Source organism: Acidithiobacillus sp. 'AMD consortium' (genome assembly GCF_008926505.1).
Lineage (GTDB): Bacteria > Pseudomonadota > Gammaproteobacteria > Acidithiobacillales > Acidithiobacillaceae > Acidithiobacillus > Acidithiobacillus ferridurans.
Map to the genome: position 1 here is coordinate 1,687,877 of NZ_CP044411.1, position 18,225 is coordinate 1,706,101.

The window sequence follows — 18,225 nt, forward strand, 5'->3', positions numbered from 1 at the left end:
CGCCTCGCCAACATAAACAAAAATCTTGTGATTACTGGGACCTATTTGATATGCTGGGACATCACTTCGGCCGATGTTCGAAAACCAAAAAATTTCATGGTCTCATGGGAAATCCGCTGGTTGGAAGCCTCTGCCTCCGAGTGCTCCATGCACAAACTCCCCGCCATCTGTTCCGGTGACCACGCTTGCTCCAGGATCATGGTCCGCACGGTCTCTGTCAAGAGACTCCCCGGCAATCAGATAGACTCGCTGCCTCCTAAATGGGATTCTCACGCAATAATCAAGAGCATGAAGTAAAACACGTAGTCTTTGTCGAGAGTGGATGAACCGGCAACAGCCCAAAAGGCATTAGAGAAGAATAACCATACGGTGGATCTTCTGAAAAATATCGGCAGAAAAGCCCCAGACACAACACGCTGGAACCTTCCTGCCGAAAATCACCAATAACGGCGGGCCTAGAAGTCTGCCGCAATACTTCCATATACCGTCAGCGGCGCGCCAGGCAATGCCAGCATCTGCCCGGCCGAGTTCCCACCCAGAAGCCCACCGGCGGTGATGTACTGGAACTCGTTATAACGATTATTGGCAAGATTGAGGACATCGACGCTCAGCTTGACGTCTTTCAAACCCGGAATACTCCCACGCGTGGGGATGGTGCTGTCAAAACCCAGATTCACCGTCCCATAACCCGGCATTTTCTGCCGGCTTGGGGCGGTCGTATTGTTATTGAAGATATTTTGTGCGCCGGTGTACTGATACCAGATCCGCGGCTCCAGCAACACGCCCGAGAGATAGTAGCTATACGCCGTGCCGATATTAAAGGTGCTGCTCGGCACGTTGGATACCGGCAGCCCGTTATAACTGACGCCGCCGGTTACGTAATGGGCGAAAGTCGCCTTCTCGAAATTGAGGTTGGCAAAGACGTGCAGATTGTAAATCGGGTCATCTTCCAATGCCATATTGATCCCCTGATAGATGGAGTCACCATTCGCGTCCCCCAGATAATTGCCATTGGCATCGTAGAACGGAATATATTGGTTGGTATAGTGCAGATGGTAAAAACTCGCCAGCAGGAAGAAATTATGCAGGTAAGCGGCATCCCTGAAATGAATCTTTATGCCAGCATTGTAATCGGCGCTTTTTTCCAGGCTATAAATCGGTGGGGTAGCTTGATACAGACCACCACCACCGCCCACCTGCGGTTCCTTGAACGCCTGCGCATAGCTGGCAAATACCGCCAGCCATTTCATCGGCTGCCAGTTGAAATCCACCGAGGGCTCTACCTTGGTGAAGCTGTTGCTGGCGGTCGGGAGCGCGCCCTGGTTATTTTGCGGATACAGGGCATAGGCCGCGGCAAAATCCGACTGCGCGGCAGGCGTGTAACGCGTCTGATAATTGATGAAACGCACGCCCGGCGTGATATGCAGGTTCTTCATCGGACTGATCCGGTCCTGGATGAACGCGGCAAGGTCGGTCTGGTCGAAATAGTCGCTGCGATAGTGCGCGTTGGGCACAGACACCGAGCCGTAATACGGCGGGTTGGTATTGTAAAAGGCATTCCGCGAGTTATACCGGCTATTCAGGAAGAATCCACCCACATTCACATCGTTGTAGGGCAACGCCACCGAAAACCACAGCTTGTCGCCGTACACATTGGTATGGGGGTTATTGTATTCGTACAGATTACCCGGATTGGACAGCCCGTAGTTGTTGTAGTGGAAATGCAGACGGTGGCCATTGCGGTACCAGAGCGTGTTATGCAGACCCACCATGCTGTCCAGTGCGAGGTTCAGTTTGCTATAGACCAGCCAGGTGCTGTTGCTGTCCTGTTTGAACCAGACGTTTTCCGGCAGAGAGGAATAGTACCCTGACGTCGCCTGGCTATACAGCGGCGAGTTTGGCGTACCATCCATGGTCACACCGGCAATGGGGTTGAGGGGGATGGATACCGGCCGGTAGCCGGAACCTTTTGCCAGGTAGGCACCCAGTGAGAAGTCACCGTTGCTGAAGGTTTTGCGGGTTTTCAGGAACCAGGCGTAGTTATAACTGGGGTTGGTAAAACCATCCGGAGATTGCCGATAGCTGTTGCCGGAACCGGAACCACCCGCGAGGATGGTGGACCAGCCGTCTATGCTCCCGGTGCGCACGTTGAAGACGATATTCTTGGTATCGTAGCTGCCGTAGCTCATCTTGATCGAAGCACCGGCTTTATTGGTGGGCTGCAGGGGGACAAAATCGATCTGGCCGCCGATGTTGTTATACCAGCGATCCACCGGGTTACCGGGACCATAGGTGATGCCGATACCCTGCAGAATGCCGTTCTGCGGCACCTGTGGGCTCTCCCAGAGGCCACTGGACGGATTCACCATGGGAACGCCGTCAAAGGTGACGGAAAGGCTGCCGTTGTCAATCTGGCCACCGGAGAAACCGCCCCAACCCTGCTTGATCCCGTTCACGCTGATAGAGGTCTTGGTGGAGCCGGTATATCCGTAGCCGGAAACACCGACGCCCGGCGCATAGGACAACGCCTGTGCGCTGCCACCCATCGGACCTGCCGCCGCCAACTCATGCTTATCCAGCACTTTTATAGACTGTCCTGAATCAAAACGGGTTTTTTGACTAAGAGATTGCGCCTCACGGCTCCCCAGGGTAGTAGTCCCCTGCGCTGCGGCATTGACCTGACCCACATCGACCGAGCTGTTTTCGGCGCTTTGGGTACTGGCGGTGATGCCGTCGGCCATGACTGGCACGCTCGACAGCAGCACTCCAGATGCCATGAGCGCAACGACGACCGGACGTAACTTCATGTTGCTACGCATATCGAAATACTCCCTTTTACTGGACGGTAGTTATGTCTTACGAGCCGGTGAACGGCACCGCGGCCCGATATGGGCGGGCTCTGTTTTTCTCGAAGAGGGGATATGCTAACGAAGCAACATGACACTAATACGACAGTTTTATGACTTTTTCATGACATTTTTGGGAGTGGTGCGCCGCACGGGAGGGCCGCGCGACACGGATAGGGCTGGAGAGTAGAGATGATGCGGATTTATCGCTTACCTTTGTTACTTCTGGGTTCCGGAGTGAAATATACCCAGACCGCCAGGAAAAGAAACGCGATGACGTAGATATTGGTGGTACCCAGGACATCGCCCTTATTGGCGGTGGCGCCCGGCAGAAACGGTGCGCCCCAGCCTTCTGCCGTGGTCCAGACGCCAATGCTGTAGGCAATACCCACCGGGATCACCCAGCGCAGGCCACGGCCGATGATCAGGTAAAAAGCGATGATACTTTCCATGATCGCGGCAAAATAGCCAAAAAGCACCGGGCCCGCCCAGGTGATGACCGAGATGAAGAAGCTGATATAGGCGGCGATCCATGCCGGTTCGCCCGGCAGGGCCTGTTGCAGGTAGGTGACCGCATGGGTGAGAAAATAGGGTTGCCATTTCCAGTATGCATCGAAGGCCCAGAGTATGCCGAAGAGAATACGAGCCGTATGTATGGCGGGAGCGTAAATGGGGCGATGCGGTGCCTTGCTGAAGCTCAGGCCTTCCCAGCTTCGCGTCCAGACCACGAGTAGGAAGCAGAGCGCATAAATGATGGCGGTGCCGGGGTCGGTCGCACCCTGGGTGTAGGGACCGCCAAAACCCCCAACGGTGCTCCATAGCCAGAGGTTGTAGATCACCCCCACCCAGGCCAGTAATGGCACGCCGACTCCCGTGATCAGGGAAGCCGCAAGGATGGCGTCGAGGGCTATCGTCGCATACGCCATAGTTTGCGCGCCCAGTTGCTGGACCAGTTGCGCCATCCAGTGACCGTAGCCGGCAATCCAGGCGGGTTGCCCGGATACCCAATCGGCACTGAAGGTACCGAGAAAGTGCATACTGTAGGCGGGATCGAGTTGCAACCAAGTATTGATCAGCCAGATCAGACCGAAAAGAATACGGACAGCACCGAACGCCTGTTTACGACGCAGTTCCAATGACTGTGGTGTTTTCATCATGCCTCTGATTGTGTCATTAATAGCCCGGATATTCTTCAGGAAATCGGCAGGAAGGTCAAAAAGAATATACATCATGAAGATACTGATCATTGAAGATGAGCCCAAAACCGCCGCTTTTCTGAAAAAAGGTTTTTCAGAGGAGGGGGATATCGCAGATATCGCTGTCAATGGTGTGGACGGACAACATCTGGCGGTGACGGGGAACTACGACGTCATCGTACTCGACGTCATGCTGCCGCAGCGCGATGGCTGGTGGGTGTTACAGGAAATCCGCAGCCGACGGGCCGATCAGCCGGTCCTTCTGCTGACGGCGCTGGACGCCGTCTCCCAGCGGGTGAGGGGTCTGAAGCTCGGCGCCGATGACTATCTGATCAAGCCCTTCGCCTTTTCCGAACTGCTGGCGCGGGTGCATAACCTCCTGCGCCGCAGTAACGTACGCTCCGAAGACGTGCTCCGTTATGCCGATCTAGAGATCGATTCGTTGCGGCATAAGGTCTGGCGGGCGGGAGATACCATCAGCCTTGCCCCTCAGGAATACCGGCTATTGGCCTATCTGATGCGCTTTCCCGGCGAAGTACTGACCCGTACCCGGATCGCCGAGCAAGTCTGGGACATGAATTTTGACGGCGACAGCAATGTGGTGGATGTCGCCATCCGCAGGCTGCGCAGAAAGGTCGACGACCCCTATTCCAGCAAGCTGATTCATACCTTGCGAGGAGTCGGTTATGTCCTTGAAACACGCGACTGAAACCCTCCGCCGCGTTACCGGTTCGATAGCTGTACGCCTGACGTTTTGGTATGCATTGCTCAGCGTTGTATTGATTGCCGCCGCTGGCAGCGCCTTGTATTGGGTACTCGCGGCGCAATTACGGCACGTCGACAACCAGATTTTAGCCAGCAAGATCCATGCAGTGCATAGCGCACTAAGGCGACATACCGGGAATACAGAGGCACTACGACATGAAACGCAATTAGAGGCGAGTACGATTCGCGGCGTCTACATCTGGGTCAACCGCCCCGCAGAAGGCGTCATCACCCGCAGCCCTTCATCCAATCCCATTCTGGAGGGGCCACGGCCTTTTGCCGGCTCTCCGGCGCCGTTACCGGAAAAAGAATGGAAATGGGCTGCGGCGAACGGCCGGCGTTATCGCATCATGGCGCGCAGCTATGCCGGCAACCCGCCTGCCACCATCTATGTGGCCATGAGCATGGCGCAGGAGGACAACTTTCTGGCAGCCTACCGGCGGGCGCTGCTGCTGGCGATCGTTCTTGCCCTGCTGGTGGCCTTGGGCGCGGGTTATCTGATCGCGCGACGGGGTATGCGCCCAGTCGCGCGGCTCGCCGAGATCGTCGACGAACTGGGTGCCGGACAGTTGCATCGGCGCGTTGCGGACGAACATTGGCCGAACGAGTTGCGTACCCTGGCAGCAAACTTCGACCGCCTGCTGGGCCGGCTGGAGACATCCTTCAACCGCATATCGCGGTTTTCCGCAGATGTCGCCCATGAACTGCGCACACCTCTGCACATCCTGCGCGGCGAGGCGGAAATCACCCTTTCCAGGCAACGCAGTCCGGCAGAATACCAGGCATGCATCGAGTCAGCCATGGAGGAGTACGGGCGCCTGTCAGGGATGGTGGATGCCCTCCTCTTTCTCGCCCGCGCGGAGCAGTCTGATGCCCGGCTCGACAAGCCCGTGCTGGATGTTCGGGAGGAGGCGGCAGCGGTCTGCGCCTTTTATCAGGCGATGGCCGACGAGTTGGGGGTTGCGCTGGTCAACAGGGCCATTGGGTCGGTAGCGGCGAATCCCGGACTGTTGCGGCGCGCCCTCGGCAACCTGCTCGGCAACGCGCTGCGCCATACCCCCGCGGGGGGGCAGGTCAGTATCTGGACCACCATTCAGCCTTCGCTACTGCAGATCATCGTCAGTGATAGCGGTTCCGGGATAGCGCCCGAAGATCTGCCCCATGTGTTGGACCGCTTTTATTGTGCGGATACGGCGCGACTGCGTCAGGGTCAGGGCACCGGGCTGGGGCTCGCCATCGTGCGCTCCATCATGCATTTGCACGGCGGCGAAATTGCACTGCAGAGTGAATTGGGGAGGGGCACCACTGTCACTTTATCTTTCCCGATTATCACAACGGAAACTCTGGCATCGCACCAAAGATGACGACTTCGTCAGGTTGCAGTAATCTTCCGGTTTCCTGCTTTTGCGATAATGCGCTAATGGCCGCAGCAGCTATGGCGGTATTTAATCCTGTGCGGAGATAAAATTGTAGTGGCCGATTATCGGAAATCCCCGGAAAAGCACCGAAATAATCCCGCGTTTTTCACCATAAAGGTCCGTGCATGACGCACAAAGCCGCAACGCGGCAGATAGCGACTGCGCTCGGAATCGGCGCCTGTCTGTTCTCGGGTACCGCCTCGGCTGACGATCTGACGTTACAGAGTGCGATTCAGCGCGCGCTGGTCAATCAGGCGGTGGTGCAGCAGGCGCAGCACATGATCGCGGAGAGCGAGGATCAGGGTCGTGCGGCCCATGCCGATCTGTTGCCCGCCCTCTCGCTGAGTACTGGAGGCATCTGGACCCAAACCCAGAACGGCCAGCCGCGCTTTGTCAGTGCCAATGGCGCACGGGAGTTGATTGGACAGATTCGCCTGCAGATCCCACTGTATGCGCCGCAAGCCTATGCCTTATCGGCGTTGGCACGCGACCGCTCGGCCATCGCCCGTTACCGCCTGCAGCAGGCACGACTTGCGGTCGCGGCACAGGTGACCATGGCGTATTACCAACTCGCGCTGAACGATAACGAACTGGCCGTGTGGCGCAGGGCGCTGACGGACGCGCGCCAGATGTTCGTGGCGACACAAGAGGGCTACCGTGCGGGGACTCGCTCCCGCCTGGATTTGAGTCAATCCCAATTGACCCTGGTGCGTATCCGGATGGGGCTTAATCAGGCGCGACCGCGGGCGCGGGCGGCGCGTCAGGTGCTCGCACTGCAGACGGGCTACGGGATGGCGGCGCTGCCTGCACTGGCGCCCGTGGCCGCCCCACTCACCGCTTTGCCAGGGTCAAAAATGCTCCGCCAGCAAGCCGACCAATCGCAGCCACTGTTGCGCGTCGCCGAAGGAGAAATTCAATCGGCACGGTCGCTGTTGCACTATCGGCGGGCGGCGCGGCTGCCGGTCATCGCCGCCACCGGCGCCTATGGGGTGGACACCTCGACATTGCCGCAAAGCCAGCAGTTGGGCTGGCAGGCGATCCTTAGCCTGCAGATGCCCATTTTTGGCTTTGGCCGCAACCGGGATCTGGTCGCCGCGGCGCAGGAGCAGGTGGCCGCCATGCAGGCCGCCAAGGCGGCACTGCAACTGCAGATTCGTAGTCGTCTGGCGGCCGATTACGGGGCGGCACAGGCGGCAGCAAACGCCTTGCAGGATGCGCGGACGCTGGAACAGACCGCACGGACGGTCTATACCATGACCCGTAAGGGCTACCTCGCCGGTGCGGAAAGCGCACTGGCGTTACAACAAGCGGAGAACGGCTGGGTTCAGGCCCAGTTGCAAACCGCTGGCGCCGCCATCCGCGCCCGCCTGACACGTGCGCAACTGGCATTGGATAGCGGCTTGTTGCCCGACCAAAGGAAGCCGTCATGACTCCCCACAAACGCTCCATGATCCACATTTCTCCGCGCTGGTCCGCAATCGTCGGCCTCGGGATGCTACTCTGGCTGGCCGGCGTGGACGCGGCTTGGGCACTGCCGGTACGCCTGGCCGTTGTCGCCGCCGCGCCTGCCCAGCAGGAGAACACCGTACTCGCCACCGTCGAGAGCAACGGTCAAGTGACCCTGACCGCCACAGTGACCGGCCGGGTGCTCGGCCCGCTGCTGCCGGCTGGACAAATCCCTGCCGGGGCTCTGGTGGCGCATATCGCGCCGCCCGGCCTGCAGGCGACTATCAGCGCCGCCCGGGCGCGGGTCGCTTTCAGCCGCAGCCAGTGGTTCCGTAACCGGAAACTCTATGCCGATGGGGTCCTCTCCCGGCAGGATGTGGAGCAGGCGAAACTGGCGCTGGACGAATCCCGGTCCGCCCTCCGCGTCTTGCAGGCGCAATCGAACCAGCAGCAACTGACCGCCCCCTTCGCCGGGAGCCTGCACTATCTGGTGCCCGCCGGCGCGGTGGTCAACGCTGGCCAGCCCATCGCCACTCTCGCCGGCCGCGGAGCGCCCTGGGCGCGCGCCTACGTTACGCCTGCCGTGGCGCAGGGGCTGCGGATAGGAACGGTAGTAGGGCTTGATGGCAGCAACTGGCGGGGGCACGGCAAGATTCGCTCCGTCGGACAAAGCGCACGGCATCTGGGCCTGGTGCCCGTCTACATCGACCTGCCCACCGGCAGCTCGTTATTGCCCGGCGAGTGGCTGCAGGTGCGGCTGCCGTCGCCGGGGACGACGGCCTTCGTTCTGCCGACGGCCAGCATCGTCATGCGTGGCGCCCGCACCGAGGTATTCGCCGTTCGCCACGGGCGGGCGGTCGTGGTGCCCGTTCACATCGTCGCCAGCCGCGGCGATCGCACCTGGGTCAGCGGTGATCTCCGGGTCGGGGAACCCGTCGTACGCTCCGGCAACGCCCGCCTCGTCGGCGGCACCCCCGTGCAGGTCCAGAAACCATGAAGCGTTATCTGGAGTTCCTCTGGGAAAATCGCTCCAGCGTCATCCTCGCTGCCCTGTTTCTGCTGGCAGCCGGCTGGTTCGCCTTAAAAAGCCTGCCGGAAAGCGTATTTCCCAATGTCGATTTCCCGCGCGTGGCGGTGCTGGTCAACGACGGCAGTCTGCCGGTCAAATTCATGGAAGTCGAGATCACCCGACCGCTGGAGGCGCTGGCCAAGGGTCAGCCGGGCGTCCGGCTGGTGCGCTCGCAAACCGGCAATGGACTCACCAAGCTCAATGTCTACTTCAACCCCGGCGTCAATCCGCAGACCGCTTATCTCATGCTGCAGGCCCGCCTCTCGCAGGTTCGCCTACCCGTCGGCGCGCAGATGCGGGTGACGCGCATGGCGCCTTACACCTACCCCTTCGCCGAGTATGCACTGGTGTCCAATCGGCAGGACAGCTCGGCGATGATGCCGACTTTCGCCTTCCAGGTTCGCCCTGCCCTGCTGGCGATTCCCGGCGTCTATCAGGTGCAGGGCACCGGCCGCGGTTGGCCGCAGGTGCATATCGATCTGAACCCGGTGCGCCTGGCGCAATATCACCTGACGGCACAGCAGGTGATCGACACCCTCCGCCTCGCCCAGGGGCCTTTTTTCTCCGGCATTCTGCACGCCTATCACCAGCAATTTATCGTCGCCACCACACCACGGCCGGTGGACACGGGGCATCTAGCCGCCCTCACCCTGCCCCTCGGCCCGGCCAATGCCGAAGGCATCCGCGCCCCGCTGGCATTGGGCGCGCTGGGACAGGTGCGGGTCGGTCCACCGCCCTTGCTCACCGACGCCGCCGTTCCCGGCTATCGCCATGCCCTGATCATCGATGTGCTGTCCCAATCGCGGGCCAACGACGTGAATGTCGCCCGTGCCGTTCAAAGCCGACTGGCAACCTTGCGAGCGCACCTGCCACCGGGTGTACAACTGGTACCGATCTACGACTTGAGCCATCTGATCAGCAGCAGCCTGCGCGATGTCTGGATCGCCCTCGGGCTCGGCAGTCTGATCGCCTGGCTGGTGGTCCTGGCGTTTCTGGGTCGTTTCGATGGGGCACTGGCAACCCTGGTGGTCGTCCCGCTGGCCCTGGCGGCCACTTTTCTGGTGCTGCATGCGCTGGGGTACGGACTCAACATCATGACCCTCGGCGGTTTGACGGCAGCGATTGGCGCACTGGTGGATCATGCCATCGTGGTGGTCGAACGCGGACTCCACGGTCTGCACGGCGAACGCTCGGCGCGACGACGATTAGCCTTACGTCGCGCCGCCGAAATTCTGCCACTGATGACCCTGGCCACCCTCACCTCCTGCCTGATCTTTCTGCCGCTGATTTTTTTGTCCGGCACGCTGGGACTCCTGTTTCGGCATATGGCGCTGGCCATCGTCATTGCGCTGCTGACGTCGCAAATCGTCGCCCTGCTGGTGACGCCAGTATTGGCCGCATGGCTCGCCGGGCGTCCGCAGCAGAACCGGCGAAACCGTGCAGAACGTTGGTTACGCCGACATTTCAGCCGCTGGCTGATCTTCGGCATGCGCCGCCCGTGGTGGGCCATTCCGGTGGTCCTGCTCCTCGCGGGCGCGGGATGGTTGGCGCTGACCACCTTGCCCACCGCTTTCCTGCCTCATTGGGACGAGGGCGTGATCTCGGTGCCCTTTCGTACCCCCGTCGGCAGCAGCGTGGCGGAAACCACCCGCGTGGGACGGGATTTCATGCGGGTGGCGCTGGAGAACCCCAATGTGGAGCGGGCATCGTTGATGGTCGGGCGCGGCTTCCAGTTCCTCCATGCGCCAGCCAACAAAGGGGCTATCGCCATTGTCCTCAAGCCCAATCACGCGCAGAGCACCGAGGCGGTGATGCGTACGTTGCATGTACAGTTCCGTCAGATGGCTCCCAATCTGCTCTCCTTGACGCTCCACCAAACGATGATTGTACGCCTGGGTAATCTCTCCGGTGCCCACGCGCCGCTGGTGGTGTACCTCTTCGGCTCGGATTCCACCACCTTGCGTGCCCAGGGCGCGCGTCTGGCGGCCGCATTGCGCCAGAGCCACGCCTTTGAGTCCGTGAACTTCAAGTCGCCTTCCGCTGGTCCGGAGTTGGAGATCACCCCGTCGCCACTCGCCGCGATCTATGGCATTACCCCACCGGAGCTAGCCGGCCAGGTCAAGGCGCGTTTCTGGGGGCGGCAGGCGGGTTTCCTCCTGCACGGCGAGCAGATTCTGCCGATTCGCGTCAGCCTCGCCGGTCACGATTTCACCCCGCGCGCGATGGACAGCCTCCCCATTCGCCTGCCGGACGGAAGCTTTACTCCGCTTGCGAGCATCGCCGGCGTACATGTGCAGGGCGCGATACCTTTCGTGACCCATCAAAATCTGGTGCCTGACGCCTATGTCTGGCTGCAGCCGAAGCCCGGTGAGGGGTTGGCGCAGGCCGCCGACAAGGCGCGCGCGGTGGTGGCGGGCCTGCATCTGCCGACAAATGTGACGACCCTGCTCGGCGGCTACTATCGCCAGCAGTCCCAGAGCTTTCAGCAGATGGCGCTGATTCTCGGAGGGGCGCTAGCCTTGCTCCTGATCTTGCTCGGCTTTCAGTTCAGCAGTCAGCGCGCCGCCATCTCCGCACTGTTGGCCATCGCGCTGGCGGCACCGGGGGCGCTGCTGGCGCTGCTGCTGCTCGGCATCGATCTCGACAGCACCGCCTTCCTCGGGGTGCTGCTGGTCTTTGCCATTGCCGTCAATAATGTGATTCTGATTTTCGCCCGCGCCCGGCAACTCGGTGGCCCGCAACCGCGCCCCGCCATGGTCGCCCTCGCCGCCCGCCAGCGCCTGCGCCCCATCCTGATGACCATGCTCGCCGATGTCTTCGGCTTTCTGCCGCTGGCCATCGGCATCGGCCACGGCACCGACCTGCTCAAGCCCCTCGCGGTAGCGGTCATGGGTGGCTTGCTGCTGTCCGTGTTCATGTCTTTGTGGCTGGCGCCGGTACTCTATGCCGCATGGCCCGTCAGGCCCCCGCTGTCGGACCCGGATCAGCGGACCGGTTTCCTTGCAGAAAAGGGCAATAGAAACTAATATTCTGATGGCGTTGATAATGCACTGGAGGTGCAAAATGTTAAAAAAATCATTTTTCATTCCGATCTTGGGAGCTGTCCTGTGTCTGCCGGCCGGGGTTGCCCTCGCAGCAGATGCAGCCCCTGCTGCCGGGCAGGTTCAAAACCAGATGATGTATGGTAGTCAGTTGATGACCCCCAAGGAGCGTGTGGAGTATCGCGCTAAATTGCGTGCGGCCAAGACGATCCAGGAACGCGAACGGATACGTCAGGAACACCACGAAGAGATGATGGAACTGGCCAAGAAAAGAGGGGTAACCTTACCCGCCGTACCGCCCGTAGGCGGCGCCGGCATGGGTCCCGGCCGTATGAATGGCGGCGCCGGTATGGGTGGCGGCGCGGCGGGCATGGGCCCTGGTACCGGAATGATGGGAGCCGGGGCGGGCGCTGGAATGGGTGGCGGTCCGCGGCGTTAGGGCGCAGCACGCCTCTGCGCGGAAAGCGAAGTCCCGGGCAACAGGTTCGTTCCTCGGCTCCACAGGCCGGGAGCAGCCAGCGCAAACGCGCCTTCCCGTCGGTAGCGCGTGGGTTACGTATTAACGATGAATCCAGGGCGTAAACTGCCCAGCCCCAACGACAGGACTCCCATGCCACGCCTCCATACCCTGCAGCGGCCTGGCATTCAGGCCGCTCTTCTGTCGGCACTGCTTTTCGGCGCAAGCACACCGCTAGCGAAGGTCCTGCTGGCGTCGGTGAGTCCGTGGATGCTGGCTGGACTCCTCTATCTGGGCTCAGGTCTGGGCCTGACGCTCTACCGCTGGTTGCGACGTGCCGAATCCGTGCGGCTAACGCGCCGAGATGCCTTCTGGTTTGCCGCTTCGGTGCTGTCCGGGGGGATCGTGGCGCCGGTGCTGTTCATGATCGGTTTGCGAGGTGCTGCGGCATCGACGGCATCCCTGTTGTTGAATGCGGAAACCGTGTTTACGACGCTGCTCGCGTGGTGGGTGTTCAGGGAAAGTTTTGACCGACGCATTGCCTGGGGTATGGCGGCAATCGTGCTGGGGATGGTCCTCCTCAGTTGGCCTGGGCAGGTGCATCTTGATCATCTCTGGTCCGCTGCCGCCATCATCGGCGCCTGCTTCGCCTGGGGTGTGGATAACAATCTGACTCGCAAGGTATCCCTGACGGATACGACCTGGATCGCCGCCAATAAGGGCTGGGTGGCGGGCGGCGTCAATCTCGGCCTGGCTCTGCTGCTCGGTGACCATCTGCCCGCCCTGCCCGACGTGGCGGCGGCAATGTTGCTCGGATTTTTCGCCTATGGCGTCAGCCTCGCCCTTTTCGTGGTCGGCCTGCGCCATCTCGGCAGTGCGCGGACCGGAGCGTATTTTTCCAGCGCGCCCTTTGTCGGTGCCGTACTCAGCGTGATGCTCGGGGCTCCGGTCAGCCCGCTCCTGGTGATTGCCGGGGCGCTGATGGGCTGGGGTATCTGGATGCATCTCACCGAGCGTCACGAACATACCCATACCCATACCTTTATGGAACATGATCATACCCATGTGCATGGAGCACATCACCAGCACACCCATGCGTTTCCGGTGGCGCCGGGAGTTCGTCATCGCCACCCGCACCAGCACGAGGCGCTGACCCACAACCACGCCCACACACCAGACATGCACCATCTGCATGACCATTAACTGAATCAGGTAATGCGGTGGCACAGATACGATGCCGGATTGATCTTGGCATGGCACGAGACCATAATGATCATTATGGTTAATGAAGGTGATGCCATGATTACGGAAACCAACGCGGTCAATTTTCGCCAGAACCTGGGAGAAATGCTCAACCAGGTGCAGTATCGCCACGACAGCGTGATGATCAACAAAGATGGGAAACCCGTTGCCGTGCTCATCGATGCACGTCTTTTCGAGCGCATTCGCCGGATGCAGGGTCGCTTTGATGCGCTGTGCCAAAGGATCGAAGCGGGATTTTCGCAAGTACCCGAATCTACAGGGATAGCGGAGATCGACGCGGCCGTCGCTCAAGAACGGCGGGAATCGTCCATTTCCGCTGAGGGTCACTAACCGTTCATGGCGGCATTGCGGGTGGTGCTGGACACCAACGTGCTGCTTTCCGGCATAGCATACCCGGCCAGCGTGCCGGGCAAGATCCTGACCGCGTGGCGACATGCTTCCATTGAGGTACTGCTATCAGACTATATCCTTGATGAACTGCGCCGGGTACTGCCCCGTCTGGTGCACCGCCATGGGCTGACGGTGGCTGAGATGGGCGATCTGGTAGACATTCTGGCCATCCAAGCAGAACTGATCGCACCATGGCCTGGGTTGGACCCGCACTTGCGCGACGACAAGGATCAACCGGTGCTGCACACTCTGCAGGCTGCTCTCAAGACGTCTGGTGCTGACTACCTCATCACGGGAGACAAAGACCTTCTGGTGTTGGCTGATCGATATCCTATAATCAGCCCAATGGAATTCTGGCGGACGCATGGGGGAGTGTAACTCCGTAACCGGCGATGTTCAGAGCCTCATCAACATCAGCGGTTTTCCCCCGGAGGACGAGAAGCATCTTTGCCAGCTCTCCCAACACCTAGCGCCGCGCATACCGGCACTCACAGACCGTTTCTATGAACGGCTATTGGCCGACGAACGCACCCGCATCCATGAAGAAATCGAAGCCGCCGCCCAGACGGAGGGTTATACCATCGGGACCTGTACCAGGGTGCTGATGCACCTGCTGGATATTTGTCAATATTTGATCGATTCGGCCTACGAAGCCGAACGCATGCGACGGCTGACAGCCGCTACCGGAATGCGCCCGGCCCTGTTGGAGAATCTCATCAACCTGCGGAACTAAGTCTCCACGGAGACCGAAACGAGCATCGGAACCTCACTGAATAATACTCCGCCATCCCACGGGTGAGAGAGGGGGCGGTGCCAAGGTGAATGGCGTGATGGTACCATTACCCAAGGGTATCAGCAGGTGATTGCCGGATTGCGTGGGTGCCCCCGCATATTGGTTGCCCAGCGAGACGCCGGAAACATTAGCGCCACCTGACGTGAGTGGGTTGCTGAGGTTGTTGTTGACGAAAAATTGGGGCTGTCCAAAGGTGGTGCCTTCCGCATAGTTGAGAATCATCAGGTAGCTCTGACCGGTGCCTCCGCAGGTGGCCGTGTTTGGCGCATACAGCGTAAAGATCAGCCGGTTGAGATTCAAATCCATGTTGGTAATGGAGCGCAGACCCACCGGAATGTTTCCGCTCCCCGCATCGGTGAGGGGGAGATACCAACCGTCCTGTGAAGCCCAGTTGATCAGATTGCTGGTATTGGCCGCAGCCACGATAACCTTCTGGCCGTTAGTGGCCGTGGCGCCAGTGATACCCCGTGCCTGTAGCTGGCTTTGGGTGATGGTGGTACCTGATCCGTTGTCGAGAACGGCGTAAATGGATTGCACATTGGTATTGGTCAGATCACTGGTGGTCAGTAGCTGGCCCGTGCCAAAGGTCACAAAGTTGCCGGGAGGTGCCCCCCGAGGACTGGCTGTGACTGTCGGTTGTGTGGTAATGGGCTGCGGCACCGTGGTGGTTGTGGTCACCCCGGTGCTGCTGGTGGTGGTTTGTGTGGTCGTCGCATGAAAAAGTACAGATACTGCAGGCGGTTGGGTACCCGAGCTAGTGCTAGTGGTCGGGTTTAACAATTGTTGCACGTTGATGCGCCAGAGGTTGCCCTGCAGATCACCTGCGTAGACTGTGCCAGCGACGAAGCCATTACCGGAACTGGCAACCGCAGGGGTCGATAAGCCATCCGGATAACTGGCACTGCAATAGCTGGCTTCACTAGCGGGCAGGTAACTACAGAGGTCGACGGATTGAATGAGCGTGCCGGTCTGCGCGTTGACGATGAACAGGTAAGGCCACCCCGCCGGGCTGTTGTAGCCCGAGCCAAAAATCGCCGCCCAGGTGGGCGTGCCGTTGTCATCCACCTCAGCGATCTGCGGCTGACTGTAGGTGAGCCCCAAATCCGGGTTGGTAAACTCCCACATCACATCCGAAGCGGAGAAACTGGTGGGATCGGTGACATTGAGGGCGTAGATACTGTCGCCACCACTGTCCAGGCCGCCGACCAGCACGCTGTTCCAGGGAGTTGTGCCGCCGGAAAACTGGATATCCGCTTCCGTTGGGCTGCCATCCACGTAGTATTGGTGGGTGTAATTCAGTTGAGGGAGCTGCGCCAGATTGGGATAAACCCCATTGGGCACGAAGCTGAAGACCGGCGCGCCGGTAAGGGCATTGAAACCGTACAACATGCCGCCGTTGGAACCCACATAGACCATCGGCGTGCGAGTGGCGTGTGCGGTGACGAAGTTCTGATAGGAAGGCTCCAGGCTGCCATCATTCGGTGGCCCTACATAGAGCGGCGTACTGTCCACAATGTCGGCAAGCAGGGCTGACGGTGTGCGGAAGACGCCGCCGCTGGTGTTGCCGTTCAGCAGCCATTGCATGATGGCTTGACCATATGCGGCAGCACTTCCAAAGCTGGCTTGTTGGCTGCCGGAGAGCGTGCTGTAGTAGCCCTGGTCCAGGTCTGTTTGCTGGGTAGAAGATAAAGAATTCCAGGTAAAGGGAATGCCGCATGCGGTTGTTTTGGTGCAGGCCGGGTTCCAGCTAAAGACATTAGGTGCCGACCCGTTTTGCAGACTGCCGCTGGTTATGGTACCGCCGGGGTTGGCGCCCACGGCTTGCCACGAAATGGTCGGGGAGTTGGGGGTGCTCAACACACTGCTCAGGGTTTCCGCCTTGAGGTTGCCGATCCAGACCTTGGTGGTATAGCTGGCCTGATAAACCAAGTTGGCTCCCGCTTGACTGGACGAGTTCAGCGCCACGCCGGTGGTACTCTGGTTGGCCTCAATGGCTTGCAGGATGGCGGTCAGGGACTGCGCCACGGCGGCAGGGCTGGTGGCGGCTATCGCCTTCTGCGTGCCGCCGGCAATGGCCATGGCGTTGAGCGTCGCATAGGCCGTTGGGTTCAAGCTGGGGTCCACACCGGCACCCATGCCCACCACGTAGGTATCTATCCCCGCCTGCTGTAGTGTCGTAATGGCGGCGATGGTGTCGGTAAGGGCCTGGTCATTCGTGGTGTTCACGGTGCCGTTTTGGTTGAAAGTGGCCGTCACCCCATATCCGGCCGCCGCAGCGCTGCCTAGTGGCGGCCAAAGCCCGCCCTGGTTGTCAACAGTCGGTAAACCGTCAGTGACCAGAATGACATATTTCTTGGATGTACACGTACTGGATGGTAACGCAGGCCCCGAAGTGCCCATGAGGTAGTCATAGGCGCTGGCTAAGGTTCCAGCCATTGTTGCATTAATAGCATCTGCTTTTATTTCGGAGCTATTTGTATTGGTTTCTGGGGCAAGTTGCGCGGCGAAAAGCTGGCCTTGCGTCGCAGTAGACTTTTGGATGGATATGGGTAATGACCCTGAATTGGTTATATTGTTGTCATACCCGAATCCTCTTTCGGAATACCAGACCTGCGGGGAATAAGGCACGTATCCGGCATTGGTAGGAGAGGTACCAAAGGCACCGGGAACTGTGCTCTTGTTGTAATTCTCAAGGATGGTCCCGTTGTTGTAATTCGACAGGGTATAGCCCGTGTAGGGAGAGGTCGGGTGCGGTCCCGCATAGGTGATAAAGTTGGACGGCAACCTTCTCGAAGCATAAAGCACATCGTTGATATCCGGCTCGTCACTGGTGTCCTGTATGTATAACCATGGATCGCTAAAACTTCCGCTAACGCCTATCCTGGTGAAATAGGCATGAATATCTTGGCAGGATGTGGTCGCCTGCGTGTTCGGATAATAGCAAGGGTTGGGCACCGACTGCAGCGGCACGGTCAGTCCGTCCTTCGTTTGGGTGGGGGCTGTGGAAGAGGTCCCAAATGCAAAGCCATCCGGACCGCTCATGTAATAAACCCATGTAGTGTATTTGCTGGGAGTCCCCTTCACGCCATAATCCATGAGTCCGAAATCCATCACCCCGTTCCACTGATTATAAGCCTGCTGGATAGCCTCTTTGGCTACGTTCAGACGGCTGGCCGAGTTATCTGTGCCATTGACGGTATAAGGCGCGCTGCCGCTCGTGGTGCCACTTACCGGCGCGGTGAACCCGGCAGGCACCGTATAATTCGCCGGACTGGAGGAGTTCAGATCAACTGGATTGCCGTTGTCCGTCGCCGTTCCCGACCCCGTCATGATAGCGCCTGCCAGATTCCCGTCCATGGACTGTGAATTGTCCAGTACGAACAACACCTGTGGTGCGCCATATTGCACACTGATCAGCGGAATGGAGGATATCGGCAACGTCGGAGGGAGCGTGGCTGCACCGGCCAGTGCGAATGGAGAGAAGGCGAGGGCCGCACCCAGCCAAAGTGGATAGTGCCGTGTTCTGGGACCGTGGCGCATG

The 18,225-nt window shown here is 59.7% G+C and carries 13 protein-coding genes; 10 read left to right on the forward strand and 3 right to left on the reverse strand.

Features of this window, described 5'->3' with window-relative positions; genetic code table 11:
• Positions 1-455 precede the first annotated feature (455 nt).
• Entirely contained in the window at positions 456-2,819 is a 2,364-nt protein-coding gene (locus F6A13_RS08705) for a TonB-dependent receptor (protein ID WP_151528155.1), read from the reverse strand.
• Positions 2,820-3,049: 230 nt separating this feature from the next.
• Complete coding sequence (locus F6A13_RS08710; protein ID WP_151528424.1) at positions 3,050-4,000, reverse strand: hypothetical protein; 951 nt, start codon at positions 3,998-4,000, stop codon at positions 3,050-3,052.
• A gap of 76 nt (positions 4,001-4,076) precedes the next feature.
• Between F6A13_RS08710 and F6A13_RS08715 the strand changes: the two genes are divergently transcribed.
• From F6A13_RS08715 to F6A13_RS08760, 10 genes are all read left to right on the forward strand, one after another.
• The gene (locus tag F6A13_RS08715; RefSeq protein WP_113525503.1) at positions 4,077-4,751 is read left to right on the forward strand and encodes a heavy metal response regulator transcription factor; all 675 of its coding nucleotides are present in this window, start codon (positions 4,077-4,079) and stop codon (positions 4,749-4,751) included.
• Positions 4,729-6,171, forward strand: a complete 1,443-nt coding sequence (locus F6A13_RS08720) for a heavy metal sensor histidine kinase (protein WP_151528156.1) — start codon at positions 4,729-4,731, stop codon at positions 6,169-6,171. The genes F6A13_RS08715 and F6A13_RS08720 overlap by 23 nt, the downstream gene beginning before the upstream one ends.
• A 179-nt stretch (positions 6,172-6,350) precedes the next feature.
• The gene (locus tag F6A13_RS08725) at positions 6,351-7,655 is read left to right on the forward strand and encodes a TolC family protein (protein ID WP_151528157.1); all 1,305 of its coding nucleotides are present in this window, start codon (positions 6,351-6,353) and stop codon (positions 7,653-7,655) included.
• Positions 7,652-8,668: an efflux RND transporter periplasmic adaptor subunit gene (locus F6A13_RS08730; protein WP_126604186.1), complete on the forward strand. Its 1,017-nt coding sequence runs from the start codon at positions 7,652-7,654 to the stop codon at positions 8,666-8,668. Before F6A13_RS08725 ends, F6A13_RS08730 begins: the two co-directional genes overlap by 4 nt.
• The gene (locus tag F6A13_RS08735; protein WP_225981775.1) at positions 8,665-11,766 is read left to right on the forward strand and encodes an efflux RND transporter permease subunit; all 3,102 of its coding nucleotides are present in this window, start codon (positions 8,665-8,667) and stop codon (positions 11,764-11,766) included. Before F6A13_RS08730 ends, F6A13_RS08735 begins: the two co-directional genes overlap by 4 nt.
• A gap of 37 nt (positions 11,767-11,803) precedes the next feature.
• Entirely contained in the window at positions 11,804-12,220 is a 417-nt protein-coding gene (locus tag F6A13_RS08740; protein ID WP_126604187.1) for a hypothetical protein, read from the forward strand.
• Positions 12,221-12,391: 171 nt separating this feature from the next.
• On the forward strand, positions 12,392-13,441 hold the full coding sequence (locus tag F6A13_RS08745) for an EamA family transporter (RefSeq protein ID WP_113525499.1): 1,050 nt from the start codon (positions 12,392-12,394) through the stop codon (positions 13,439-13,441).
• A 96-nt stretch (positions 13,442-13,537) separates the two neighbouring features.
• Positions 13,538-13,831: a type II toxin-antitoxin system Phd/YefM family antitoxin gene (locus F6A13_RS08750; RefSeq protein WP_113525869.1), complete on the forward strand. Its 294-nt coding sequence runs from the start codon at positions 13,538-13,540 to the stop codon at positions 13,829-13,831.
• 6 nt (positions 13,832-13,837) lie between these two features.
• The gene (locus tag F6A13_RS08755; RefSeq protein ID WP_126604188.1) at positions 13,838-14,269 is read left to right on the forward strand and encodes a putative toxin-antitoxin system toxin component, PIN family; all 432 of its coding nucleotides are present in this window, start codon (positions 13,838-13,840) and stop codon (positions 14,267-14,269) included.
• Positions 14,256-14,624 carry a protoglobin domain-containing protein gene (locus tag F6A13_RS08760; protein WP_126604189.1) on the forward strand — a complete coding sequence of 123 codons (369 nt, stop codon included), beginning with the start codon at positions 14,256-14,258 and terminating at the stop codon, positions 14,622-14,624. Before F6A13_RS08755 ends, F6A13_RS08760 begins: the two co-directional genes overlap by 14 nt.
• A 33-nt stretch (positions 14,625-14,657) precedes the next feature.
• On the opposite strand, the gene F6A13_RS08765 is transcribed toward F6A13_RS08760, so the two are convergent.
• Positions 14,658-18,224, reverse strand: a complete 3,567-nt coding sequence (locus F6A13_RS08765) for a pilus assembly protein (protein ID WP_126604190.1) — start codon at positions 18,222-18,224, stop codon at positions 14,658-14,660.
• Between the last annotated feature and the right edge of the window lies 1 nt (position 18,225).